We start from the raw sequence: 25158 nt of genomic DNA on the forward strand, positions 1-25158 counted from the left end.
GCTGCAATGTTCGAGACCCTTGCCACCTTCACCGCACTGACGCCCGGTGCGCTTGCCTTTCTGCTGGCCGCGGGCTTCATCGCCGGGCTGGTGCGTGGTTTTGCGGGCTTTGCGCTTTCTGCCATTATCATGGCCAGTGCAGCTGTGGTGATCCCGCCGGTTGAGCTAATCCCGGTTTGCTTCCTGATGGAAGGGGTGGCCAGCATCGCCATGTTCCGGGGTGGGTGGCGTGATGCAGATTTGGGGGTAGTCTGGGTCTTGGTCATTGGTTCGGCCATCGGCGTGCCACTTGGACTGCTCGCGACGACTTCAATCTCAGTGGAGGGATCGCAGCTTGCCGCACTTTGCCTGATCCTGATGCTGACGCTTGCACAGCTGTTCAAGATGGTTCCGCGCGCAATCGGATCCCGTCCGGGGCTTTACGCAACAGGGCTCGGCGCGGGGATTGCGACCGGTCTTGCATCCGTTGGCGGAATGGTGGTCGCGCTTTACGTGCTGTCGCGTCAGGATGACGCTGCGCGCATGCGCGGGTCACTGGTGATGTTCCTGTTCGGGGGGATGTTCACCACTGGCGTTACGCTCACTCTCTACGGCCTGCTGGATGGCGAGTCGCTGCGGCGTGGGCTGGTTCTTGCGCCGGTCGTTCTGTTGGGTGTCCTGCTTGGCACCCTGCTGTTCCGTCCGAGCCTCGTGCCCTTCTATCGGCGCTTTTGCCTTTTCTTGCTGTGCGTGCTGTCGGTCGCCGGTTTGGTGCGATTGATCTAGGCCGGTTAGGCCCCGATACCGGTGCTCGCTTTACCAACTCCACAGTCACGCTTAGACCCAAGGCACCGGTGACAGAGATCTTTGCGTCGTCCGGCAACGAGAGAGCGGACGATGCCCCAGACAGCGCCCAGCACAGCCACATTGATCCTGATTTCAGCGCTTTCCATTCTGTCGCTGAACATGTTCCTGCCCTCGCTTCCCGCGATGGCGGAGGCGTTTGACGTCAGTTATGCGGTCATCAACGTGACCGTATCCGGCTTTTTCATCGTCACGGCGGTCCTTCAATTGATCATCGGGCCGCTATCAGATCGGTTCGGGCGTCGCCCCATCCTTCTGATCGGCCTCATCCTGTTCACCATCGCGTCATGCATCGCGACCTTTGCCGATCATCTGGCCGTTTTGCTCGCGGCGCGGCTTGTACAAGGGGCGGTGATCGTCGGTTCCGTCATCTCGCGCGCCGTCGTGCGCGATCTTTATCCTCCGCAAGAGGCCGCGGGCACGCTTGGCCAGATTGGGATGGTCATGGCGCTGGCCCCGATGCTGGGCCCGCTATTTGGCGGCGTGCTGGATGCGGTCTTCGGATGGCGGGCGAGTTTTGCCGCTTTTGCCATTATGGGGATCGGCACCCTTTTATTGTGCTGGTTTGATCTGGGGGAAACCCACACCAAACGGGCACCGACGTTCCTGGCCCAGTTCCGCACCTACCCCGCGCTGCTGGGCGCCCCCCTGTTCTGGGCGCATTCGCTGTGCCTGACCTTTGCGGTCGGTGCGTTTTTTGTTTTCCTGAGCGGCGCCCCCCTCGTCGTGCAGCCGGTCTTTGGCCTTGGATCGGCTGGGATCGGTGCGGTGCTGGGATCTATCACAGGGGGATTTGCATTCGGCAATTTCCTGTCGAGCCGATACGCGACCCGCTACCGGCTGAGCACCATGATGATCGCTGGACGGCTCGTCGCGACAGGCGGCATGACCGTGGGGATAATCGGATTTGCAATTGGCATAGAAAGCCTGTGGTTGTTCATTCCCTGCGTCATGAGCGTGGGCCTGGGCAATGGGCTGACCCTGCCGGCCGGCAATGCCGGGGCGCTTTCCGTCAAACCGGAGCTTGCAGGCAGTGCCGCAGGCATGTCTGGCTCACTGCAAGTGGCGGGCGGGGCCTTGTTCACTTCGATCGCCGGGGTCATCTTGGCGCGCTTCAGTTCTCCGACAGCATTGATGGGCCTGATGCTCGCGTTGATATTGGCAGGGTTGGCGATGGCGCTGTGGGTTCGGATCATGGAACACGCCGCAGACTGAGCCGAGATATTTCCGATTGAGCGCATTGTTTCGCCGCGAACGCATCTCCTGCGGTCGTTTGTGCGGTTTTCATGTCGGGTCTGACCCGTTACAGACGCGGCAACACTTTGGCCCGTCCCTATGACAGGAGAGCGACAATGCTGAAAAACGTGACCGATGCAGGCTTCTTCACCGAAAGCCTCGAAACCCGCGATCCAGAGCTGTTCGGCTCTATCCGCAAGGAGCTTGGTCGCCAGCGGGACGAGATTGAGTTGATCGCGTCGGAGAACATCGTGTCCGCCGCCGTCATGGAGGCGCAAGGCTCCGTCATGACCAACAAATACGCCGAGGGCTATCCGGGCCGCCGCTACTACGGCGGTTGCGAGTATGTGGACGTGGCAGAAAACCTCGCCATCGACCGCGCCAAGCAGCTGTTCGATTGTGAGTTCGCGAATGTTCAGCCGAACTCTGGCTCTCAGGCCAATCAGGGCGTATTCCAGGCGCTGTTGCAGCCCGGCGATACGATCCTGGGCATGAGCCTCGATGCGGGTGGTCACCTGACACACGGTGCGAAACCCAACCAGTCGGGCAAATGGTTCAACGCCGTGCAATACGGCGTGCGCAAGCAAGACAGCCTGCTCGACTATGATCAGGTGCAGGAGCTTGCGACCGAGCATCAGCCGAAGATGATCATCGCTGGCGGCTCGGCCATTCCGCGCGTCATTGATTTCAAGCGGATGCGTGAGATTGCCGACAGCGTAGGTGCGTATCTGCTGGTGGATATGGCGCATTTCGCAGGTCTGGTGGCCGCGGGTCATTACCCGTCCCCGTTCCCGCATGCGCATGTTGCGACCACCACGACCCACAAGACGCTGCGCGGGCCGCGTGGCGGAATGATCCTGACCAATGATGAGGCTATTGCGAAGAAGTGTAACTCCGCGATCTTCCCGGGCATTCAGGGTGGGCCGCTGATGCACGTGATCGCGGCGAAGGCCGTTGCCTTTGGTGAGGCGCTGCGTCCCGAGTTCAAGACCTATCAGGGTCAAGTGATCCGCAACGCGCAGGCGCTCGCCGACAGCCTGATGAAAGGTGGTCTCGACATCGTCACCGGCGGCACAGACAGCCACGTGATGCTCGTCGACCTGCGCCCCAAGGGCGTGAAGGGCAACGCGACTGAAAAGGCGCTGGGTCGCGCGCACATCACCTGCAACAAGAACGGCATCCCGTTTGACCCCGAAAAGCCGATGGTCACGTCCGGCGTCCGGCTTGGCACCCCTGCAGGCACGACCCGTGGCTTCGGCGAGGATGAATTCCACACAATCGGTGAGCTGATCGTGGAAGTCGTCGACGGACTGGCGGCAAATGGCGAAGACGGAAATGCCGAGGTTGAGGCAGCCGTGCGCGCCAAGGTCAAAGAACTGTGCGACCGATTCCCGCTCTACCCGAACCACTGACCTGAGACGTCAGATTGAAAAGGCCCTTCGCGCTGAACCGGCGCGGGGGGCTTTTTTGTAGGACACCGCGATGCTGCTACGGATCATCAATCACTTTCAGCCCCGCTGGCTGTTGATCGCAGGCACCGCCTATGTCGTGCTGCTATTGCTGTCACATTGGCAGTTGCCAGAGGCGCATGTCTGGGCCATCGCTGGCGTATTCTCCGTTATTATGAACGTGCCATATGTGGCGACCGCCTGGCACAATGCTCAATTCGCGAGGTTGGAAACGGCAATCGCAACCGTATTGATCGGCGCCTCGATTGTCGGCGCGGTGATCACCCCGCCCTTCGTGATCGCGGCAATCTTTGCCCATGGTTTTTGGGACATTGCCAAACATCGCGGCGCAGGGGTGCCGTTTTTCAGCTGGTATACGCTGGGCTGTGCTGTCGTGGACTTCGCCTATGGGTCCGCCCTGCTGGTCTACTACCTCAGCTGAGCAGCACTTCGAGCCTGTCTAGGAATACCCGCTGCCAAATGTCAGCTCGCCCCCGACCACGCCCAATAAAGGTCACGCGCGCGGCGCGTTACCGGACCGATCTGCAACGCGCGCCCTTCGAACCCGGTCACGCCCGTGATCTTGCTGGCATTGCCGGTCATGAACATCTCGTCAGCGGCGGCTAGATCTTCAACGCTCAGGGTCGCCTCCTCGACCTGATATCCGTCTTCGGAGAGCAACGTCATGACGCGCTTGCGGGTGATGCCGGCCAGGAAGGTGCCATTGGCCGCCGGAGTTTTGACCGCCCCGTCCTTGACCATGAAGATATTGGTAGTCGCCGTTTCGGCCACGTTGCCGTCGGGATCGAGGCTGATGCAATTGTCAAAGCCGCGCGCCTGCGCATCTGCCAGCATGCGCCCGTTGTTGGGATAAAGGCAGGCCGCCTTTGCCTCGGTCAATGCCATGTCGGGACGTGGACGCCGAAACGGGGACAGCGTCAGTCGCAAACCGCGCAATTCGGGCATCGGCATATCCTCCAGACAAAGCGCAAAGGCGCAGCTTTCCGCCTTAGCCGCAATAATCCCAGGGCCGCCTTCGCGGCTCCACATCATAGGACGAATGTAGAGGGAAGTGTCTGCGGGAAACATTGCGACACCTTCCCGCGCGAGCGTTTCGATTTGCGGCCCTTCAAGGGGAGGGGACATGCCCATCGCGCGGGCAGAGGCCGCAACCCGCGCGCAGTGCAGATCGAGATCCGGGACCACACCGTTGAAGCTCCGCGCCCCATCAAAGACGAGCGTGCCAAGCCATGTGGCATGATCAGCGGCGCCCAAAATCGGTGTATTTCCGTCATGCCACGCGCCGTCAAACCACGTCTTGATCGCCGTTCCGATTGCCATTTTGACCTCCCTGTCGCCGCTCATTTATGTCAGCTTGATTGACCTTACGCAGATGCAAGTGCCGTTGCAATCGGCGGGCGGGCGCTTTAACTCCCATGGCCAGAGGTAACGCAAAGGCAGGCGGTTCATGAGCTGGATTTCCAACTTCACCAGACCGATGATCAATTCCCTTTTTTCCCGCCGCGAGGTGCCGGAAAACCTGTGGAAGAAGTGCGACAATTGCGGAACGATGCTGTTCCACAGGGAACTGTCCGACGCGCTAGAAACCTGCCCGAACTGCAACCACCACATGTTCATCGCGCCGCGCGCACGGCTTGAAAGCCTGTTTGACGGCGGTTTGTTTGTGGACGTTCCGGTGCCTGAACCGATCGCGGATCCTCTGAATTTCAAGGATCAAAAGCCCTATACCAAACGTATGACCGATGCGCGCAAGACGACCGGTCGGAATGAGGCAATGGTGGTGGCCGAAGGTGACATCGGCAAAGTCAAAACGGTTGTCGCGGTCCAGGATTTCTCGTTCATGGCAGGGTCCATGGGCATGTATGTCGGCAATGCGATCATCGCAGCGGCCAAACGTGCGGTTGAACTGAAGGCTCCGTTCATCCTGTTCTCCGCGGCGGGGGGCGCACGGATGCAGGAAGGTATTCTGAGCCTGATGCAGATGCCCCGCACGACGGTCGCTGTGAATATGGTCAAGGAAGCGGGTCTTCCCTACATCGTCGTGCTCACCCATCCGACAACGGGTGGTGTGACAGCCAGCTATGCAATGCTGGGGGATATCCAGATTGCCGAACCGAATGCGCTGATCTGTTTTGCGGGTCCGCGTGTGATCGAACAAACCATTCGTGAGAAGTTGCCCGAAGGGTTTCAGCGCGCTGAATACCTGCTGGATCACGGCATGCTCGACCGCGTCGTCCATCGAACCGAAATGCGCGATGAGCTCGCAACGATCCTGCGGCTTCTGCTCAACAAGGAGGCCCGAAGCGTCGCGGACCTGCCCTCCCCAGCGGACGAAGCCGATGCGGTATTGGAGGGCGCGGGGGTTAGCCCGGACGCCCTGCCAGCTATGCAAGATCAACCCAAGGCTTGAGCCACATGCAATCGGATGTCGTGCTGGAGCGGTTGATGACGCTCCACCCGAAGGTGATCGACCTGACGCTGGACCGTGTCTGGCGGCTGCTTGAAGCGCTTGGAAACCCGCAGGACAAACTGCCGCCGGTGATTCACATTGCGGGGACGAACGGCAAAGGCTCGACGCAAGCGATGATCCGTGCCGGATTGGAAGCCGCTGGCAAACGGGTCTGCGCCTATACCTCACCGCATCTGGCGCGGTTCAATGAACGCATTCGATTGGCCGACGGCTTGATCTCTGAAGAGGCGCTTTTGTCGGTGCTTGAAGAGTGTGAGGCCGCGAATGGAGGCGCGCCGATTACCTATTTCGAGATCACGACCGTTGCCGCCCTGCTCGCCTTTTCACGCGATCAGGCGGACTATCTGCTGCTGGAAGTGGGGCTTGGTGGGCGGCTCGACGCCACGAATGTGATTGCTAAGCCCGCGTTGACAGCGATCACACCGGTCTCAAAGGACCATGAGCAATTTCTGGGCAACACGGTCGGCGCGATTGCGGGAGAGAAGGCGGGCATTCTCAAATCAGGCGTGACCGGGGTTATTGCCCGCCAGGTGGACGAGGCACGCGACGTGATCGAGGCGCGGGCCGAGATTGTTGGCGCGCCGTTGACCATTGCCGGACAGGATTGGGACGCGCATGAAGATCACGGGCGCATGGTCTTCTTTGACGAAAACGGCCTGTTCGACCTGCCTCTGCCCAATCTGATCGGAGCACATCAGGTACAGAATGCAGGCACGGCCGTGGCCGCATTGCGCGTGCTGGGCTTTGATGAAGCTGCCTGCGTCGCCGCCGTCAGTAAGGCGGAATGGCCTGCGCGGATGCAGCGCCTGCGCATGGGGCCTCTGGTCGACGCCGCAGCGGACCGGGACCTTTGGCTGGATGGCGGGCACAATGCAGCCGCCGGACATGCCCTCGCCGAAGCGCTTGGGCGCTTGCCTGATCGCCCGTTGCACTTGATCTGCGGCATGCTGAACACGAAAGACGTGCGAGGCTATTTGACACCGCTCGCGGCCCGTGCCGAACACCTGCACGCTGTCTCAATTCCCGGGGAGGCGAATACGCTGAGCGCCGCAGAGACAGCGGCCGCAGCACAGGATGTGGGCCTGAAGGCTTCCGAGGCCGCCGATGTCGCCGCCGCGATTGCGGCAACACCTCAGGATTGCCGCATCCTTATCTGCGGATCGCTCTATCTGGCCGGGCGCATTCTGCAAACGGAAAGCTGACGTCAGGAATTTTCCCACCGAAAAATCTTCCCCCGCAGCGTCGGAATGGTTAAGTCGCTTCCATGCTCGATCAGGATGAAATTCACCCGCTCTTCCACGGTGCGCCCGACACCGTCTCGTTTCGCAAACTGCGCAAGCGTCTGGTGCGCGAAACGCGGGAGGCGATTGAGCAATATGGCATGGTGGGCGCTCCTGGCGAACGCTGGTTGGTCTGCCTTTCCGGCGGCAAGGACAGCTATACGCTGCTCGCCATTCTGCATGAGCTGAAATGGCGTGGGTTGCTGAATGTCGATCTGCTGGCCTGCAATCTGGATCAGGGCCAGCCGAATTTTCCGGCAACCGTCCTGCCGGAGTTTCTGGAGCGGATGGGCGTCGAGCACCGCATCGAGTATCAGGACACCTATTCCATCGTCATCGACAAGGTGGCGCCAGGCCGGACGATGTGCGCGATGTGCTCTCGTCTGAGGCGCGGCAACCTCTATCGCATTGCGCGGGAAGAGGGATGTTCCACCGTCGTCCTGGGACATCACCGCGACGACCTGCTGGAGACGTTCTTCATGAACCTGTTTCATGGAGGGCGGCTGGCCACCATGCCGCCGCGCCTGTTGAACGATGAAGGCGATCTGACGTTGTGCCGCCCGCTTGCCTTGGTTGCAGAGGCCGATTGCGAGGCATTTGCAACCGCAATGAACTATCCAATCATCCCTTGTGATCTGTGCGGCAGCCAGGACGGCCTGCAACGCCAGCAGGTCAAACGGATGCTGGACGAGTGGGAGAAGAACTCCCCCGGTCGGCGTGGCGTCATCTTTCGGGCGCTGATGCACGCCCGTCCCAGCCACCTTGCTGACCCGAAACTGTTCGACTTTGCCGGGCTAATGGCCACGGCGCAGGGGGAATCCCCTTGACCTTTGGGCCACTGCCATATTGAAAACCGCAAACCGTCCGACCATCCGAGCCGCTTGAAGGGCCTTATTCCGCATGAACGACGACAATCGCAATTTGCTTCTCGCCTCCGCGCTCAGTTTTCTGGTTCTGATCGTTTGGTTCGTTCTGTTCCCGGCGCCGACGCCGCAGACGACAGAGCAGTTGGAAACGCAACAGGAATTGCTGGGCGACGTGACCGACGGCACACCGCCCGTCGCCGCGACAGAAGCCGCTCCGGCCGCCCCATTGATGCGGGATGACGCGCTGGCACAGTTTGACCGGATTGAGATTGCGACGCCCCGCTTGACGGGTTCGCTGTCGCTGACCGGTGGCCGTCTGGATGACCTGCATCTGACTGACTACCGCGAGACACTGGATCCTGAGAGTGACACCGTCATCCTGCTCAATCCTCGTGGCGCCGAGCAGGCCTATTTCGCACAACACGGCTGGGCACCGGCAGGCGGACTTCCGGCAGAGCAGGTTCCGGGTGCGGCAACACAGTGGCAGGTGGAAAGCGGTGACGTTCTGACGCCCGAGAGCCCCGTCACGCTGGTTTGGGACAATGGCGCTGGCTTGATCTTCCGGAAGACATTCTCAGTCGATGAGGACTACATGTTCGTGGTCGAGCAGGAGGTTGAAAACACCACCGATGCAGCCGTCTCGATGTACCCCTATGGCATCATCACCCGCTTGGGAGAGCCGGAAACCATCGGCTTTTACATCCTGCATGAGGGCGTCGTACGTGAGAATGACGGTGAGATCGCAGAGATCGACTATGACGATATGACCGATTTCGACTTTGTCGCGCTCGAACGTGGCAATGTCGAATATGTTGACGTGGAAAACGCCGGTTGGATCGGGTTCACCGACAAATACTGGATGACCACACTGATCCCGGAGGAAGGCGGCTTCACCACCGTCGCCAAATACTCGGATACACGCCAAGCCTATCAGACAGAAGTGCGCATGCCTGTTGTGTCGGTCGAGGCTGGCGCCACGGCCGACAGCACCACGCGCCTGTTTGCCGGTGCGAAGGAGCGAGAGCTTCTAACCCGCTATGAAGAAGAATTGCAGATCGAGCGCTTTGTCGACTCCATTGACTGGGGCTGGTTCTGGTTCCTCACGAAGCCGATCCACTGGCTTTTGGCCGTGTTTAATGGCGTCATCGGCAATTTCGGCGTGTCCATCATCATGCTGACCTTGTTCATCAAGGCGCTGCTGTTCCCGCTGGCCTACAAATCCTACGTCTCGATGTCGAAGATGAAGAAGCTGCAGCCGCAGATGGAGGCCATCAAGGAAAAGGTCGGTGACGACCGCGAGGCGATGCAAAAGCAGATGATGGAGCTTTATCGCAAGGAGAAGGTGAACCCGGCTGCCGGCTGCCTTCCGATCCTGGCGCAGATCCCGATCTTCTTCTCGCTCTACAAGGTGCTGTTCGTTGCCATCGAAATGCGTCAGGCACCTTTCTTTGGCTGGATTCAGGATCTCTCCGCACCTGATCCGACCTCGTGGATGAACCTGTTCGGCCTGTTGCCGTGGGGCTCTCCCGATCCGGCATCGCTGTTTGCGATCCTGTCGATTGGTGTCTGGCCGATCCTGATGGGGATCACGATGTGGCTTCAGCAAAAGCTGAACCCCGCGCCCACCGACCCAACGCAGGCCATGATCTTTGCATGGTTGCCCATCGTGTTCATGTTCATGCTGGGCGGTTTCGCTGCGGGCCTTGTCATCTACTGGGTTGCCAACAACACGATCACGTTCATCCAGCAGTACCTGATCATGCGCAGTCAGGGGGTCGAGGTTGATTTCCTTGGGAACATCAAGTCGACCTTCAAGCGCAAGGATGGGAAGACCGCGGAATGATCACGGTTTCCAACCTCTGGCGGTACCCCGTCAAAGGGGTTGGGACCGAACCGCTGGGCAGTGTTGTCTTGCGCGAGGGGCAATGCCTGCCCGGTGATCGCGCTTTTGCCATCGCACAAGACGGCGCAACCACAAATGGCGAGTGGGCGCCGTGTATGAATTTCGTGCGCGGTGCGAAGGCCGGAACACTGATGGCGATCGAGGCGCAGAGCGCGGGTGAAAGCCTGACATTCACGCATCCTGATCGCCCCGCGCTGACCGTTCAATTGCCCGCAGATGGGCAGGCGCTGATCGATTGGATCGCGCCGCTTTATCCTGAAAACCGCCCTGCGCCTGTTCGCGTCGTGACGGCGACGGAGCAGGGCATGACGGATGCGCCGTTCCCCTCAATCTCGATCCTATCCAACACCTCTCGGACGATCCTGTCGCAACGTGCGGGCCGTCCGCTCGACCAACGGCGGTTCCGTGGGAACATCTGGCTCGACGGGATGGACCCCTGGCAGGAATGGGAGTGGATCGGCAAAAACCTTCGGATCGGCGGAGCCGTCCTGGAGGTGCGCGAGCGGAACACGCGTTGCCGTGCCACCCACGCGGACCCAATGACAGGCAAGGACGACGTCAACGTGCTCTCTGTGCTCGAACAAGGCTGGGATCATCGCGATTTTGGCGTTTACGCTGTCTGTGTCCAGGGTGGCGAGATTGCCGTCGGCGACGTGGTGACCGTCCTGTGAGCAACGGACCGAACCCCGATACGCTTCATCCAATGCCGCAGTACAAGGGCACAACATTTCTGCGACCGCTGGCGGAGGGACGCACGAATGTCGAAGTGGGGGCGTTTACCTATTACGATGACCGCGACGAGACAGAGGATTTCTTTGATCGCAACGTCCTGCACCATTTCGACTTCATTGGTGATCGCCTGCACATCGGCCCGTTTTGCGCGCTCGCCTATGGTGTTCAGATCCATATGAACGGCGGCACCCATGCGATGGATGGGTTTTCGACATTTCCCTTCAACATCTTTGCAAATGGGTGGGAGACCGGGTTCGACCCGGCAACCTGGCAGGCCGTGCACAAGGGCGACACCGTCATCGGGGCCGATGTCTGGATTGGCACCGAAGCCAAACTGATGCCCGGCGTCACGATCGGCGCTGGCGCAATCATCGCCGCGCATTCCGTAGTTACCCGCGATGTGGCGCCCTATGCGGTCGTGGCCGGCAACCCAGCCCGCGAGGTCAAGCGCCGCTTCGATCAGCCGACCATCGAAGCGCTGCTGGACATCGCGTGGTGGCATTGGCCTGTTGAGAAGATCTCCCGCAACCTCAATGCAATCCGCGGAGCCGATCTCGACGCCTTGAAATCGGCGGATTGATCTGGCCCTTTTCACTTTCTTCAAGTATCCCCGCCGGAGGCGCAAGCGGCCTGCACACCGTGCCTCCGGCGGGGATATTTTGAGAAAGTGAAAGCCCATGACACCTCAATTTCCCATCGTTGAGCCTCTTGATGAGGACGCGATCCGCAAAGGGCGTTCCCTGTTTCTTGGGCCTTGCGACTTCTTGAAAGGCGTTGTGGCCATGGACGGCCTTCCGCCTGCGGACCGGGTAGAGTTCTGTTTTGCCGGGCGCTCGAATGTTGGCAAGTCGAGCCTGATCAATGCGCTGACAGGGCGCAAGGCGCTCGCGCGGACCTCAAACACACCCGGTCGGACACAGGAGATCAACTTCTTTGAACTGGGCGAGACGCATTACATGGTCGATCTGCCCGGCTATGGTTATGCTGAGGCCCCTGTGGCGGTCGTCGAGAAATGGCAGCGCCTTCTCAAGAACTACCTGCAAGGTCGTGTCACGTTGCGCCGCGTCTTCCTGCTGATCGACGGACGGCACGGGGCCAAGGCCGTGGATGAGGAGATCATGGCCCTGCTCGACCGTGCGGCGGTGCCATTTCAGACGGTGCTCACCAAGCTCGATAAATTGAAGAAAAGCGATATTGAAACTTCACTTGAGAAGACCCGTAAGGTGCTTGCAAAACATCCAACCGCCTATCCCGCCATCGTGCTGACATCCTCGGCCAAGGGTGAAGGTGTCGAGACTTTGCGCGGGGTCATTGCCGGGCTATGAAGCTTTCAGATCTTACGGGGGACGACATGGAAAAATCCGCAGCCATGAAGCGGGACTGGCTGGCCACGGCCCGCACGCTGAGCGAAGCCCTGCCCTATCTTCAGCGCTATGACGGTGCGACGGTCGTTGTGAAGTTTGGTGGCCACGCGATGTCAGACGACGCAGCAATGGAGCGGTTCGCACGCGACATCGTGTTGATGAAGCAGTGCAACGTCCACCCGGTTGTCGTTCATGGCGGCGGCCCACAGATCAATCAGATGCTGGACCGTCTGGCGATCAAGTCGGACTTCATCGACGGCAAGCGCGTCACCGACAAGGCGACGGTCGAAGTGGTCGAGATGGTTCTGGCTGGCAAGATCAACAAGCAGATCGTACAAGCCATCAACGATCAGGGCGGCCGTGCGGTTGGATTGTCCGGCAAGGATGCAAAGCTGATCGTGTGTGAGAAAGCGACCAAGACGAAGCGTGACCCCGACAGCAATATCGAACAGGTCCTTGATCTCGGCTTCGTGGGTCAACCGGTCGAGGTGAACCCGGAGGTGCTGCATACCTTCGTCGCATCCGATTTCATTCCCGTAGTGGCCCCCATCGGCATGGGACGCAAGGGAGAGACCTATAATATCAACGGCGACACCGCCGCTGGTGCGATTGCAGGCGCGATGAAGGCAGATCGGCTTTTGTTGCTGACCGATGTCGCTGGTGTGAAGGACGCAGATGGCGATGTCGTCACGCAGCTGTCCCCCGAACATGTGCGCAGGCTGACGGACGAGGGTGTGATCGGCGGTGGGATGATCCCCAAAACCGAAACCGCCCTTGATGCCATCACTGCAGGTGTCGGCGCCGTCGTCATCCTGGATGGTCGCGCGCCGCATGCCTGCTTGCTGGAGCTCTTTACCGAGCACGGCGCCGGTACGCTGATTATTCCATGACATTGGAAGAGGCTCTGGCGGCGGAGGCGCTGCTGGTATTGGGAGGCGTTGCGGAAGCCGACAGTACGCTCTTGCTGATCGCTCCGGACACGCGACGCTTCTGGTCTCACCTGACGGCCAGTCCTGAGGGGAGGGACGGCGCGCCAGACCGCGTGGATCGGTGGTCAACCCGCGTCTTGGGCTCAATCGCAGAGAGCTATGGTGCGCAAGCCATCTTTCCTTTCGGCGGGCCACCCTACCATCCGTTTCTGGCATGGGCGCAGCAGTCAGGTCGTGTCTTTCAATCTCCCATTGGTCCACTGGTGAGTGCTGACATGGGGTTGTGGGTCTCGTTCCGGGGCGCTTTGCGACTGCCGGGTCGGCACAGTTTTCCAGCTCCCGCAGCGCATCCTTGCCCCACCTGTGCGCAGCCCTGCCGTTCGGCCTGCCCGGTGGATGCATTCGCTGCCGGGACATACGATTTCGAGGCGTGCCGCGCTCATATCGGGTCTCCGCACGGCGCTGAGTGCCTGACCGGATGTCTTGCGCGCAAGGCCTGCCCGGTCGGTCGCGAATTCACATTGCCTCACGAGCAGGCGATGCATCACATGGCCTCGTTTCGCGGCCTTAAGCCTTGATTGTGACAGACAAAAGAAGCGCTAATTCGATATGAAAAGAATCGTACTCATCCGGCATGCGAAGTCCTCCTGGTCAGATCCGGAGGCAGAGGATGTGGGTCGTCCGCTCAACAAACGCGGACGGTTGGCAGCCAGCCTGATGGGGGCATGGCTCGACGAAATGGATCTTGTGCCAGATGCGGTCTGGCTTTCACCCGCTGAGCGCACCGTTCAGACATGGACACGTATGCGCGCAGTCAGCGGCGGCCCCGAGGGAGAGGTTCACAAGGCCCTCTACATGGCGGATCCCAACACGATGCTGAGCATCTTGCGGGCCAGCGGCAAGGCCGAAACCATTGCCATCATAGGCCACCAACCCGGCATGAGTGCGATGGCGCGGAAATTGTCAGACGGCAAGATGTCGACCAGCGTGGCACGGGCCTTGACCCATTATCCGACAGGCGGTGTCGCGGTTTTGGAAGCGGATGTGAAGAAGGCCGCGGAGATTGAATATAAGAGCTGCGCATTCACACATTTCGTCATTCCGAAGGATCTAGTTTGACGCAGGGGCATCGCTTGCCCTTGTCACCCCACCGATTGCGCACCAAATTAAGGATTAAGAGAGGGTGGGAATCAATGTTTGCGCATCTGTCGAGTATCTTTCGGGATTTCATGATCGGCTCTGATCCGGTCTTGCGTGAAATAGCGCAGGCCACTGGACATGCGGAGCGGAACCTTCGCGGGCTGGACTCTCGCGAATTGCTAGATGTCATCGCCCGCGCAGGCATTCCAATGGGGGACATACCGCCTCATATTGTCGAGGCCCTGGGCCTGATCCCGCTGCGCGAGCGTGGATAGACAGGAATTATCAGCCCGGCGAGATGCCGGGCTTTTTATTTTGGACTATTTGAGCCACCAGCTGACGTCAGCAGGCGCAATGCGGCCTGACGGGGCACCCTCGATATGCTTCGAGAGTTTCCAGGCGCGATTGGCATAGTTGATCGCAAATCGCCAGGCGCCGATGTCGCGCACGCGCAGCCCTTCAGGCAAATCAAGTGTCGGCAGAGAGGCTTCATCGCAGGCATCGGCCAGAATGCGGTGGAGCGCCCGTTCATCCGGCCAACCGGCAAGGTATTGGCGACGGGCGGTGCCCACACGGGCCGGATGACCATCCCGCGCATCTTCCAGGGAGCGCCCCTCGACCACTTCCCGCCAGAACTGGAACGTCCCGCCCTGATCCAGCATGATCGGCATGTCAGGACGCAAGCTTTCAACACGGGCAACGGTCGCATCGACGCCGGGCATATTTGGCCCCATGGGGATCGGGATCTGCATATCCGCCGTCTTCGACGCCGTGCGGGGGCCAGCCACGACAACACCTTCATAAGCCTCAAGCGCGGACTTCAGCGCACCCCAATGCAACAGACCTGGAATCACGACCATTTGCCATGGCGACAGATCCGTACAACTCGGCGGAACGATGTCGATGCTCAGCCCAAGCTTGCGCAGAGCCTTGTAGAAATCGAACACCAGTCGGAAATAGTCGAACTCAGCGCCCTGCGGCTGCGCGTTCCACGCCCATGCGCTTTCATAGTCGAAGACCAGCGCGACAGGTGCGCCCGTGTCTGCAAGATCAAGATGCGCCGCCTCTGCCGCGACCTGCGCGGCCTCGCCCAATGCGGGCGCGGCAACGCTGTCGGGCCGGAGCAGGCCCGAATGCATCTGCTCTTGCGCCATGGGGGCTTGTCGCCAGCGGAAATAGAGCACTGCCTCTGCCCCATGTGCGAATGCCTCCCACGCCCAAAGGCGGGCCATGCCGGGCAACGGATCGGGATTGTGCGGCGCCCAGTTCACCGGGCCGGGCTGTTGTTCCATGACCCACCAACGCCCCTTGCCCACGGCGCGATAGATGTCGTGGTGAAAGGCCTGAAAGTCTGGATCACCCTGCCGCGCAAACTGCTGCTTGAAGGCTTCGGGCTGGTCCGAACGATCCTCCAGAAAGCCCAGCGGATAACTGTCCCAGCTGGCCACATCGAGATCGTCGCCAACCTTGAAGTGATCGAATTCCAGGGTTCGCCCCATATAATTGTGGATCAGCGGCGCATCGGTCAGTTCGCGTAAGACCTCTGCCTGCGCGCGATTGAACTGCACCACCTGATCGGAAGAAAAGCGCTGGAAATCCAGCACATGGCTGGGGTTCGGTTCTGTCACGGTCAGGTTCGGAAGGAAAACCTCGCCAAAATGGCGATATTCCATCGACCAGAACACGTTGCCCCAAGCGTCGTTTAGGGCCCCGATATTGCCATAGCGTTGCTCCAGCCAAATGCGGAAGGCAGTGCACGCCGCATCGGAATAGCTGATCACCGTGTCGTGGCAGCCATATTCGTTGTCGGTTTGCCACGCGGCGATGTGCGGATTGCGTCCATAGCGTTCGGCCGTCAGTCGTGTGATGCGGACAGCCTCTGCGCAGTAGCCTTCATGGCTGAAGCAATAGTGCCTGCGTGATCCAAACCCGCGCACATGACCATTTGCATCGAGGGCGAACATGTCGGGGTGCTTTTCGCAAACCCAGCGGGGCGGCGTCGCTGTGGGCGTGCCCATGACAACCTTTAATCCCGCTGCGCCCAGCACCTCCACCGCACGGTCAAGCCACTCCCAACGCAGATCGCCCTCATTGGGTTCAAGACGGGACCAGGCGAATTCTCCGATTCGCACCCATTCCAGCCCGGTTTCGACCATACGAGCTGCATCGTCGGGCCATTGTGCCTCGGGCCAGTGTTCGGGGTAATAACAGACGCCAAGTTGTGGTTTCACAAGATCACCCTGGATTCGATGCGCGGCGGGACACCGCGACAGACTTCAAAGGTCGCACCAGAATAGGGCGCGCCCGCGCGCGACTGCACGTCGAGACCTTCATAGGCCGTCGTCGCATAGAGTACACCGTCAGGGCTCAGCGCGGGGCACGTCACCTGCGGTGCGGGAAGCGTCTCGATATGATCAATGCCACCGTCCGGCGCATGGCGAATGATGCAGCTGTCACCCCAGCGCGCGGACCACACAAAGCCTTCACCGTCGCAGATGGCACCATCGCATCCCGGCGCATCGGCAACAAAAACCTCAGGTGCTCCGACAGGCCAGCCATCGGGATCGAGCGAGACGGACATGATTTGTGCGGTGGGAGTGTCAGAAAAATACGCGCGGCGGCCGTCGGGGGCAAAGCAGATGGAATTCGAGATTGTGATGCCCGGAAAGAGACATCGTACCTCGCCCTTGTAGAAGCGGTAAATGGCGCCCGCACCCGCTTCGGCGTTCCAACCCATCGTCCCAATCCAGAATCCACCCTGTGGATCGACGCGCCCATCATTGGATCGGGTCACGGGGTTGTCGGCCTCAATCGCGATGACGGGCTTGCGCCCGCTTGTTTCTAGGTCGAAGAGATATAGCCCTGTTTCAGACGCAACGAGCAAATCGCCATCCGTCGTCAACGCGGCGGCGGAGTGAGCGTCCTCAAAACGCCATTCCTGGTCTTTTGTGTGCAGCTTGCGGCTCAAAATATCGAACCAGAACAATTCAGCCCGCTCTGAATGCCAGAACGGGCCTTCACCGAGGCGGCAGAGCCGCTCATCATAGATGTCAGCCACCATAGACCTCGTCATAGGCTTCGACCGAGGCTTTGGCGTTCGCCGTAACGTCCGCAACGCTCATCCCGGGTTTGAAGAGAGAGGAGCCAAGGCCGAAGCCGTCTGCGCTTGCATCTTTCCATTGGGCAAAGTTGGACGGCTCCGCCCCACCGACGGCGTAGAGCAACGTTCCAGCGGGCAGGATCGCCCGCATTGCCTTCATACCGCCTGTCCCGGCCATGCCGGCAGGGAACAGCTTCAGCGCATCTGCACCGGCTTTCAGTGCTTCGAAACACTCCGTCGGCGTGAGGACACCGGGATAGGACCCCATGCCGAGTGTCTTGGTGCACCGGATCACCTGCGTGTCGCAGTTGGGCGATACAATGAACGTCCCGCCCGCCGCCTGAACCTCACCAACTTCTTTGGTCGTCAGCACTGTGCCCGCACCCAATTGCGCACGATCCCCAACCGCCTCAACCATGCTGGCGATGGATTTCAACGGCTCCGGCGAGTTGAGCGGAACCTCAATCATGCTGATGCCCGCATCAACGATACCGCGCGCCATATCGGCGGCCTCTGCCGGTTCAACGCCACGCAGGATTGCGATCAGATGTCTCATGTCATTGCCTTCCATGCGGCGGTCAGCCCCGCCAGGACAAGTTCCGTGCCGTCATGGGCCTTTGCCTCGATCCCGACTTGCGAGAGGGCGGCCATATAGGCGGCGTTCAGGCCCGGAGTACCGATCAGATCGACACGCTCTCCCAACCAATAGGGTTTCAACGCGGCCAGCTCTGCGCCCAGCAACAGGCCCGACAGGCGGGCGCGGGCGACATCACCGCTGGCCCCGTGCAGCAATCCGTCTGCGCGCAGATTGAAGAGCGCAGTCGCAAGACGCTCTGGCCGGCTGAGCGTTTCGCCAATCGCATCCATAAAGGCTTCTGCATCCCACCCTTCGCCCATCGAATGGCGCAGCACGGAGCCCGTGCTCAACAGGTGGAACATCTCGCCGGTCATTGCCGTACGGAAGTGGCACAATTCCCCGGCGCTGATTTTGGCCCATTTCGTGTGCGTTCCCGGCAGGCAGGCAACACCATCAAAATCAGGCTCCAGCGCAATCAAACCTGCGATCTGGGTTTCTTCTCCGCGCATCACATCGGCAGGCTTGGCTTGTGAGACGCCAGACAGGATATGCATCGCGATCCGTTCATCGGTCTGGGGAACCCGCACCATTGCGCCCCCCGACACACAAGGCACGGCCCGGTACGGCGCCTCATGCCAGCCCTGCCGTGAACCGACCATACCGCAGGCCACAACGGTCATGGGCCGGTCTTCCAGCCAGCCTTCTATCAGGGCAAGCAAGGCGGCCTCAAACCGCCCGGGTGCCACCGCCCCCATGCCTTGGTCGGAACTGGCCTCCGCCACAGCATTGCTGCCCTGCATCCTCCACGCCCGAAGGTTGGAGGTGCCCCAATCGACTGCTATCCAGTCTTGATCCGTCATCCGGTGAACACCACTCCGCCATCCACGACCATCGCTTGCGCGGTCATCATACGGCTGGCTTTCGACGCCAGGAACAGGGTGGCGTCAACCACATCCTGCGGCACGAGGTGCTCTTTGAGGCACTGGCCTGCAAGGTGCTCTTTCAGCCCCTCTTCGGTGGCCCAAAGCTCCATCTGCCGCTCGGTCAGTACCCATCCGGGCACCAGCGCGTTCACACGAATATTGTCCGGCCCAAACTCCCGCGCATGGGTGCGGGTCAAGCCGATGATCCCGGCCTTGGCCGCGACATAGGCCGGGTAGCCCGCATTGCCCATGCCGTAGCTGGCCGATGAGAAATTAATGATCGCGCCGCCACCTGCAGCCTTCATGCCCGCAACAACGTGCTTGGTCGTGAAAAAATGCGGGCGCAAGTTCACCGCATGGTTCCAATCCCAATCGTCGACGCTCATCTCAGCGGTTTTGTGGCGCACATCATTGGCGGCATTGTTCACAAGAACCGTTACCGGGCCATGCACAGCGGCCGCTTCATCAAGCGTCTCTTCCAGCCGCGCCACATCGGTGATGTCGCACTTCATGAAAAGCGGACGTGTGCCGAACTTCTGTTCCATTTGATCGCAGAACTCTGTGCTGTCAGAGCGTTGGACGAAGGCGACTTTTGCGCCAGCGGCCATGAAGCCCTCGGTCAGGCTCGCGCCGATGCCAGAGCCGCCGCCGGTGATGTAAACGGATTGATCCTTGAGATCGTGAAACGTGGCGTATTGCGTCATCAGTGGGACTCCCGCGTGACGAGGCGGGTGTCGCGACCCACCAGAAAATCAAGATCAGCGCCTTTATTGGCCTGTAGGACATGGTCGATATAGAGCTTGGCATAACCGCGCGTATAGTGCGGATCCGGCTCCGTCCGAGCGGCCCTGCGTTCCGCCAATACAGCGTCATCGACCAACAGCTCCAACACGCCGGCCTTGGCATCTAGGCGGATGCGATCCCCGGTCTCGACAAGCGCAAGCGTGCCGCCGGCCGTACTCTCAGGACTGACATGGAGCACGACGGTGCCAAAGGCCGTGCCGCTCATCCGCCCGTCAGAGATGCGGATCATGTCCCGCACACCTTCCTTTACCAGCTTGCCCGGGATCGGCATGTTGCCCACCTCCGGCATGCCCGGATAGCCCTTGGGCCCCGCGCCTTTCAGTACCAGCATCGTGTCTGCCGTCACCGGCAGGTCGGGATCGTCGATCGTCGCCTTAAGATCCTCGATGGTCTCAAAGACATGGGCCACGCCCTCATGCTGCAACAGGTGATCAGACGCCGCAGACGGCTTGATGATCGCCCCGTCTGGCGCAAGATTGCCCTTGAGCACCCGCAGGCCTGCCGCCGGTTTCAGTGGTGCATCGAAGGGGTAAATCACGTCACGGTTGAAGCATTCTGCTCCGTCCGAATAGACGCTGATATCCTTGTTCAGCACGGTATTTGCTGGCCGCACGATGTCGCCCAGCTCCTTCAGCACAACGGGCATCCCGCCTGCGTAACAGAAATCCTCCATCAGGTACTTGCCCGACGGCATGCAATTCACGAGCAGTGGGATGTCCCCGCCGATCTCAAAGTCCTCAAGGGTAAGGTCAATTTCCATCCGACCAGCAATCGCCAGAAGGTGGACCACCGCATTAGTCGACCCGCCGACTGCGGCGTTTGCAAGGATCGCATTCTCGAAATTCGCCTTCGTCATGACCTTGGACATGGTGAGGTCTTCGTCCACCATCTCAACGATCCGCTTACCGGTCAGGTGTGCGAGCGCCGTCCGCCGTGCATCTACCGCCGGAAGGGCCGCGTTGGTCGGCAGGCACATCCCCATTGCCTCTGTCAGGCTTGCCATGGTGGAAGCTGTGCCCATCGTCATGCAGACACCGGCGGAGCGAGACATCCCGCTCTCCGCCGCCATGAAATCGGCCAGCGTCATCTCGCCCGCACGCACCTCTTCCGAGAACTTCCACACGTCTGTGCCGGAGCCGATATCCTTACCCTGCCATTTGCCGTTCAGCATCGGGCCGGAGCTGACCACGATGGTCGGCAGATCGACCGAAGCTGCACCCATCAGCTGCCCCGGCGTGGTCTTGTCACAGCCACCCAGCAACACAACACCGTCGATGCCATAGGCGCGGATGCTCTCCTCCACGTCCATGGCCAGCAGGTTGCGGAACAGCATCGCCGTTGGCTTCATCTGTGTCTCGCCCAGGCTCATCACCGGGAACTCAACCGGGAAGCCGCCAGCCTCCCACACACCACGCTTCACCGCTTCGGCCAGTACGCGCAGGCCGCTGTTGCACGGCGTCAGTTCCGACCACGTGTTGCAGATGCCGATGATCGGGCGCCCATCAAAGGCGTGATCCGGAAAGCCCTGGTTCTTCATCCATGAGCGGTGAATGAACCCATCCTTATCGAGCTTTCCATACCAGTGTTGCGAACGGCGTTTTTTCTCGGTCATGCGGCCTCTCCTTCGAGAACCAGAATAGATGCGGGTGTCAGTACGGGCGGTTGAAGGCCGAATGACATCAGGCTCTGCCCGTAAAGTTGCACCCCGTTTTCGTCTTTCAAGGCGTTGTCCCCGCGCGAAAGCCATCCACCGTCAAAATGAGAGATGCGGCGCACCCGATATGGGCGGTTTTCCAATCCGTCGAAGCGCAGCCGATCCGGCAGAATGTCGGCCGGGGCGCCACGTTGGCCAAGCCAGACGGCAAATCGGGTCTTGTCAGCGCTGACGATCATCTCCGCGAACTGCTCGGGATCACGGGTCGACAGCTTGTGGTGAGACCCGCTGTGCATCCAGTCTCGGTTGGCTTTCCACCATGTGCTTACGCGTGACAGCGTGTCACTCTCTTCCGGTGACAGCTCAAGCAGGTTCATCTCGAACCCGAAGGAGCGCTGTGCGGCCACCCAAGCCCGCAACTCCATCGGAAGGATGCGGTGGGAGGTATGACACTGGCGCGGTCCGACATGAGAGCCGGTGATCTCGGGCGGAAGCCAGGGTGCGGCCATCGCCTGAATTCGCATGCGTTCCAGCGCATCATTGCTATCGGACAGCCAGACCCGCGACGTGCGGCTCAACATGCCCCAGTCGATCCGGCCTCCACCCGATGCGCAGGTCTCGATCTCCACGCCCGGATGCGCGGCGCGAATGCGGTCCATCAACGCGTAGGTCGCGCGGACCTGACGGTGATCCGGGAAGGGGAGTACGCGATTATGATCCCATTTGATATAGTCAATCTTATAGTTCGAAAGCACAGCGTCTATCTGCTCGAACAGATACTCGATCACCTCCGGCTTGGTCATATCCAGCACAAGCTGTTGGCGTCCAAGTGGTTGATCAGCTTCCCCCAAAATCCAATCGGGATGGGTTTCATAAAGCTTGCTGACGGGATTGATCATCTCTGGCTCAAACCAGATTCCGAACGTCATGCCCAAGGTGTTGACGTGCTCAATAAAGGCGCTGAACCCGTCAGGCCACTTGCGCGGATCGATCTGCCAATCCCCTAGCGAGGTCGTATCATCGTCGCGCAGACCGAACCAACCATCGTCGAGAACAAACCGCTCTGCACCTAGGGCTGCGGCACGGATCGCAATATCGCGCAGCAACACCTCATCATGATCGAAATAGACCGCTTCCCAACAATTATAGTGAACCGGACGGGGACGCTCTGGATCCGCAAGTGCACGGATATGACGACGGAAATGGGCATGCAGGTTGGCTGTGACACCGTTGCGATTTTGTGCCCGCGTCAGATAGAGCGGCCCCGCGGTGATTTCCGTCTCGGTGCGCCCCAGCATAGGGCCGAACTGCACCTGACGGCGGCCGTCGGGCAACTGCTCAGCGACGAAGCGGTGACCACAACTCATCCCAAGATGAGCGGCGATGAACCCGTCATCGCATGGGATCAGGACACCGGGGAACGCTTCATGCGACGTGCGCCCATCGCGCACCTCCCGCACATGGGCGCCGGTCACCCAATCCACACGATTTTCCTGAAATTCCCCGATCCACTTGCCCGAATAGGTAACGAAATGATCGCTGTCTGAGGGAACGGGAAACGCTGGCGCGGTAAGCCAGTTGGCCTCCACACCACTCAGATGCGCGGTCAGTGACCACACGTCTGTCTCTGCGTCCAGGGTCACATCCAGACGGTACTGCGCCTGGCCGTCAGCGAAGGTCAGGCTCAACGAATTCGGCTCTTCCTCTGCCGACACAAAGCGCGGCTGAAAATCCGCGTCCGTGCCCTGCGCCCCGGGGAAGACATCCTCCCGGAGCGGGCAGACGGACATCAGCGGTCGCGCGTCAATCATCCCGCCCGTCACATCGCTGATCGCTGCACGGTAGAGCGCGACGAGGTTTTCGCCATCTGCAAGGCGCGCACCAAAGTGCAACACCTCTGGCAGCCGGCCATTGTGGCTGACCAGCACCAAGGACGTGGCTGGACTATCCAGCCGCCAGCATTCGATCATTTACTTCACGGCTCCGAGCGTGAGGCCTGCGATGAAGTGCTTCTGCATCAGGAAGAACATCAGCACCGGTGGAAGGGCCGCGACAATCGAGCCCGCACTCATAAGGTGATACTGCGCCACAAACTGCGAGTTGAAGGAGGTAATGCCCGCCGTAACCGGCTGCGCATCAGGCCCCTGGGTCAGCACGATCGCCCAGAAATAGTCGTTCCAGATGAATGTGAAGATCAGAACAGACAGCGCGGCAATCGCAGGACGCATCAGGGGCAGAACCACGAACCAGAAGATCCGCCACTCCGCGACCCCTTCGACACGGGCCGCTTCGATCAGTTCTTTGGGCAGCGCGCGGATGAAGTTGCGCATGAAGAGCGTACAGAACCCCGTCTGGAAGGCGATGTGGAACAACACCAGCCCCAGCTTCGTGTCGTAGAGACCTGCACTCACCGTCAGGTCGCGCACGGGCACCATCAGGATCTGGAATGGAACGAAGTTACCCGCAATGAACATGAAGAAGATCAGCAGGTTGCCATTGAAGCGATAGATGCCAAGGGCAAAGCCCGTCATACAGCTTAGCGCCACGGCACCGATGACGGTTGGAACCGTGATCAGGATCGAGTTCCACATGTAGCGGGGCATATCACTCTCAAAGAAGACCTTCCCGTAATTCGTGAACATCTCAAACGAGGACGGCAGCCCCCAATAGTTGCCTTGCGTGAAATCCGTCAGCGGACGCATGGAAAACATCATCACGGCGATCAGTGGCAGCAGCCACATCAACAGCGCGATGGGCAGCAGCGTCTGATAGGTGATCTGCGCGGAGCGCGGGCGTTTCTCGATAGGGGTCGGGAACATGTCTCGTATCCTTTGCCTTAGTGCCGTGCTTCGCGCTCATCGCGCCACATGGAGTAGAGGAAGTAGCCAATGAAGACCAACATGATGAGGAAGAGGACCACCGCGATCGCAGAGCCGTAACCCATGCGGAACCCGTACTCGGAGAGCGCCTTTTCGAACATGTAGAAGCTCAGGACGCGGGTCGAACCGAACGGACCGCCATTGGTCATGATGGAAATCAGATCGAAAGACCGCAGCGCGCCAATGATCGTCACAACAAATGCGATGAAAGTCGCGGGGCGAAGCTGCGGCAGGATCACATACCACAACATCTTATGACCCTTGGCCCCATCGAGCCGCGCTGCCTCGATCTGCTCGGGATCAACTGCGTTCAGACCGGTGAGGTAGAGGATCATGGCATACGCCGTTTGCGGCCACAAACCCGCTGCGATGATCGCATAGGTCGCGACATCGGGATCGCCCAGGAAGTTGACGCTCTCAAATCCGAAGAACTGCAAGATGACGTTCAGCAAGCCGACATTTGGCAGGTAGAACCACGAAAAGACGAGGCCAACAACGACCTGCGAAATCACGAATGGGAAGAAGAACAAAGACTTATAGAGCCGGATGCCGACTACCGTCTGGTTCAGGAACAGCGCAATGAACAATCCTGCCGGGATGGCCAGCAGATAGAGCAGCAGCCATTTCAGGTTGTTCCAAAGGGAAATCTCAAAGTTACGGTCACCGACCAGCTCGGCATAGTTCTGCATGCCCACGAACTCGCCCTGCTCGGCAATGTCGCCAAGCCCATTCCACTCAAATAGCGAGACGTAGAAGCTCTGGAAGATCGGGATGATGACGTAGACCGAGAAAAACAGGATCCCCGGGATCAGGAACAGCCACGGCGTCACCGCGATTTCGTTGCGCTTATACCAACCCTTGGGGCGCTGAGAGCGCGGGGTGGCTACGGCTGGGGCGGTCACGTCTGTCATGGTCGAACCTTCGGCATGGAATGCGACGGATGCAGGCGCAAATTGCCTGCCGGGTCAGGAGATGCGCCCACGCAGTGG

At 60.1% G+C, this 25158-nt stretch carries 25 protein-coding genes; 15 read left to right on the top strand and 10 right to left on the bottom strand.

Going from position 1 to position 25158, the window contains the following annotated elements:
- Positions 1 to 6: 6 nt before the first annotated feature.
- The 4 genes from POI8812_RS13660 (at position 7) to POI8812_RS13675 (ending at position 3969) form a co-directional block, all read left to right on the top strand.
- Positions 7 to 765, top strand: a complete 759-nt coding sequence (locus tag POI8812_RS13660; protein ID WP_108783128.1) for a sulfite exporter TauE/SafE family protein — start codon at positions 7 to 9, stop codon at positions 763 to 765.
- A 111-nt stretch (positions 766 to 876) separates the two neighbouring features.
- On the top strand, positions 877 to 2058 hold the full coding sequence (locus POI8812_RS13665; protein WP_108783129.1) for a multidrug effflux MFS transporter: 1182 nt from the start codon (positions 877 to 879) through the stop codon (positions 2056 to 2058).
- A gap of 137 nt (positions 2059 to 2195) precedes the next feature.
- Positions 2196 to 3491, top strand: a complete 1296-nt coding sequence (glyA, locus tag POI8812_RS13670) for a serine hydroxymethyltransferase (RefSeq protein WP_108783130.1) — start codon at positions 2196 to 2198, stop codon at positions 3489 to 3491.
- Between the two features lie 70 nt (positions 3492 to 3561).
- Positions 3562 to 3969 (top strand): hypothetical protein, encoded by a 408-nt coding sequence (locus tag POI8812_RS13675; RefSeq protein ID WP_108783131.1) that lies wholly within the window; start codon positions 3562 to 3564, stop codon positions 3967 to 3969.
- A gap of 41 nt (positions 3970 to 4010) precedes the next feature.
- Here the strand turns inward: POI8812_RS13675 and POI8812_RS13680 are convergent, their stop codons facing one another.
- A complete protein-coding gene (locus tag POI8812_RS13680; RefSeq protein ID WP_108783132.1) occupies positions 4011 to 4868 on the bottom strand; it encodes a branched-chain amino acid aminotransferase in 858 nt (285 codons plus the stop codon).
- A 127-nt stretch (positions 4869 to 4995) separates the two neighbouring features.
- Between POI8812_RS13680 and accD the strand changes: the two genes are divergently transcribed.
- From accD to POI8812_RS13735, 11 genes are all read left to right on the top strand, one after another.
- Positions 4996 to 5958 carry an acetyl-CoA carboxylase, carboxyltransferase subunit beta gene (accD, locus tag POI8812_RS13685; RefSeq protein WP_108783133.1) on the top strand — a complete coding sequence of 321 codons (963 nt, stop codon included), beginning with the start codon at positions 4996 to 4998 and terminating at the stop codon, positions 5956 to 5958.
- 5 nt (positions 5959 to 5963) lie between these two features.
- Positions 5964 to 7220, top strand: coding sequence for a bifunctional folylpolyglutamate synthase/dihydrofolate synthase (locus tag POI8812_RS13690; RefSeq protein ID WP_108783134.1), 1257 nt, complete (start codon positions 5964 to 5966; stop codon positions 7218 to 7220).
- A 62-nt stretch (positions 7221 to 7282) separates the two neighbouring features.
- Positions 7283 to 8125 (top strand): tRNA 2-thiocytidine(32) synthetase TtcA, encoded by an 843-nt coding sequence (ttcA, locus tag POI8812_RS13695; protein ID WP_108783135.1) that lies wholly within the window; start codon positions 7283 to 7285, stop codon positions 8123 to 8125.
- 73 nt (positions 8126 to 8198) lie between these two features.
- Complete coding sequence (gene yidC / locus POI8812_RS13700) at positions 8199 to 10007, top strand: membrane protein insertase YidC (RefSeq protein ID WP_108783136.1); 1809 nt, start codon at positions 8199 to 8201, stop codon at positions 10005 to 10007.
- Positions 10004 to 10738, top strand: a complete 735-nt coding sequence (locus POI8812_RS13705) for an MOSC domain-containing protein (protein ID WP_108783137.1) — start codon at positions 10004 to 10006, stop codon at positions 10736 to 10738. The genes yidC and POI8812_RS13705 overlap by 4 nt, the downstream gene beginning before the upstream one ends.
- Positions 10739 to 10770: 32 nt before the next feature.
- A complete protein-coding gene (locus tag POI8812_RS17885) occupies positions 10771 to 11379 on the top strand; it encodes a CatB-related O-acetyltransferase (protein WP_108783138.1) in 609 nt (202 codons plus the stop codon).
- 97 nt (positions 11380 to 11476) lie between these two features.
- Complete coding sequence (gene yihA, locus POI8812_RS13715; RefSeq protein WP_108783139.1) at positions 11477 to 12124, top strand: ribosome biogenesis GTP-binding protein YihA/YsxC; 648 nt, start codon at positions 11477 to 11479, stop codon at positions 12122 to 12124.
- A gap of 26 nt (positions 12125 to 12150) precedes the next feature.
- Positions 12151 to 13053 (top strand): acetylglutamate kinase, encoded by a 903-nt coding sequence (argB, locus tag POI8812_RS13720; RefSeq protein WP_245895409.1) that lies wholly within the window; start codon positions 12151 to 12153, stop codon positions 13051 to 13053.
- Entirely contained in the window at positions 13050 to 13670 is a 621-nt protein-coding gene (locus POI8812_RS13725) for a ferredoxin (RefSeq protein ID WP_108783140.1), read from the top strand. The genes argB and POI8812_RS13725 overlap by 4 nt, the downstream gene beginning before the upstream one ends.
- 31 nt (positions 13671 to 13701) lie before the next feature.
- Positions 13702 to 14211, top strand: coding sequence for a SixA phosphatase family protein (locus POI8812_RS13730; protein WP_108783141.1), 510 nt, complete (start codon positions 13702 to 13704; stop codon positions 14209 to 14211).
- A 74-nt stretch (positions 14212 to 14285) separates the two neighbouring features.
- The gene (locus POI8812_RS13735; protein WP_108783142.1) at positions 14286 to 14507 is read left to right on the top strand and encodes a hypothetical protein; all 222 of its coding nucleotides are present in this window, start codon (positions 14286 to 14288) and stop codon (positions 14505 to 14507) included.
- Between the two features lie 45 nt (positions 14508 to 14552).
- Here the strand turns inward: POI8812_RS13735 and POI8812_RS13740 are convergent, their stop codons facing one another.
- Genes POI8812_RS13740 through POI8812_RS13780 form a run of 9 tightly spaced genes read right to left on the bottom strand, consistent with a single transcriptional unit; the run spans position 14553 to position 25080 of the window.
- Entirely contained in the window at positions 14553 to 16463 is a 1911-nt protein-coding gene (locus tag POI8812_RS13740; RefSeq protein ID WP_108783143.1) for a beta-galactosidase, read from the bottom strand.
- Positions 16460 to 17293: an SMP-30/gluconolactonase/LRE family protein gene (locus POI8812_RS13745; RefSeq protein ID WP_108783144.1), complete on the bottom strand. Its 834-nt coding sequence runs from the start codon at positions 17291 to 17293 to the stop codon at positions 16460 to 16462. Before POI8812_RS13745 ends, POI8812_RS13740 begins: the two co-directional genes overlap by 4 nt.
- Positions 17283 to 17888, bottom strand: coding sequence for a 2-dehydro-3-deoxy-6-phosphogalactonate aldolase (locus POI8812_RS13750; protein WP_108783145.1), 606 nt, complete (start codon positions 17886 to 17888; stop codon positions 17283 to 17285). The genes POI8812_RS13745 and POI8812_RS13750 overlap by 11 nt, the downstream gene beginning before the upstream one ends.
- Entirely contained in the window at positions 17885 to 18769 is an 885-nt protein-coding gene (locus POI8812_RS13755; protein ID WP_108783146.1) for a 2-dehydro-3-deoxygalactonokinase, read from the bottom strand. The genes POI8812_RS13750 and POI8812_RS13755 overlap by 4 nt, the downstream gene beginning before the upstream one ends.
- Positions 18766 to 19536, bottom strand: coding sequence for an SDR family NAD(P)-dependent oxidoreductase (locus tag POI8812_RS13760; protein WP_108783147.1), 771 nt, complete (start codon positions 19534 to 19536; stop codon positions 18766 to 18768). Before POI8812_RS13760 ends, POI8812_RS13755 begins: the two co-directional genes overlap by 4 nt.
- A complete protein-coding gene (locus POI8812_RS13765; RefSeq protein WP_108783148.1) occupies positions 19536 to 21248 on the bottom strand; it encodes an IlvD/Edd family dehydratase in 1713 nt (570 codons plus the stop codon). Before POI8812_RS13765 ends, POI8812_RS13760 begins: the two co-directional genes overlap by 1 nt.
- Positions 21245 to 23260 carry an alpha-galactosidase gene (locus tag POI8812_RS13770; protein WP_108783149.1) on the bottom strand — a complete coding sequence of 672 codons (2016 nt, stop codon included), beginning with the start codon at positions 23258 to 23260 and terminating at the stop codon, positions 21245 to 21247. The genes POI8812_RS13765 and POI8812_RS13770 overlap by 4 nt, the downstream gene beginning before the upstream one ends.
- Positions 23261 to 24109, bottom strand: a complete 849-nt coding sequence (locus POI8812_RS13775) for a carbohydrate ABC transporter permease (RefSeq protein WP_108783150.1) — start codon at positions 24107 to 24109, stop codon at positions 23261 to 23263. It lies immediately after the preceding gene.
- Positions 24110 to 24126: 17 nt separating this feature from the next.
- A complete protein-coding gene (locus tag POI8812_RS13780; protein WP_108783151.1) occupies positions 24127 to 25080 on the bottom strand; it encodes a carbohydrate ABC transporter permease in 954 nt (317 codons plus the stop codon).
- Between the last annotated feature and the right edge of the window lie 78 nt (positions 25081 to 25158).

Origin of the sequence: Pontivivens insulae (assembly GCF_900302495.1) — a bacterium.
In the GTDB taxonomy this organism is placed as follows: Bacteria; Pseudomonadota; Alphaproteobacteria; order Rhodobacterales; family Rhodobacteraceae; genus Pontivivens; species Pontivivens insulae.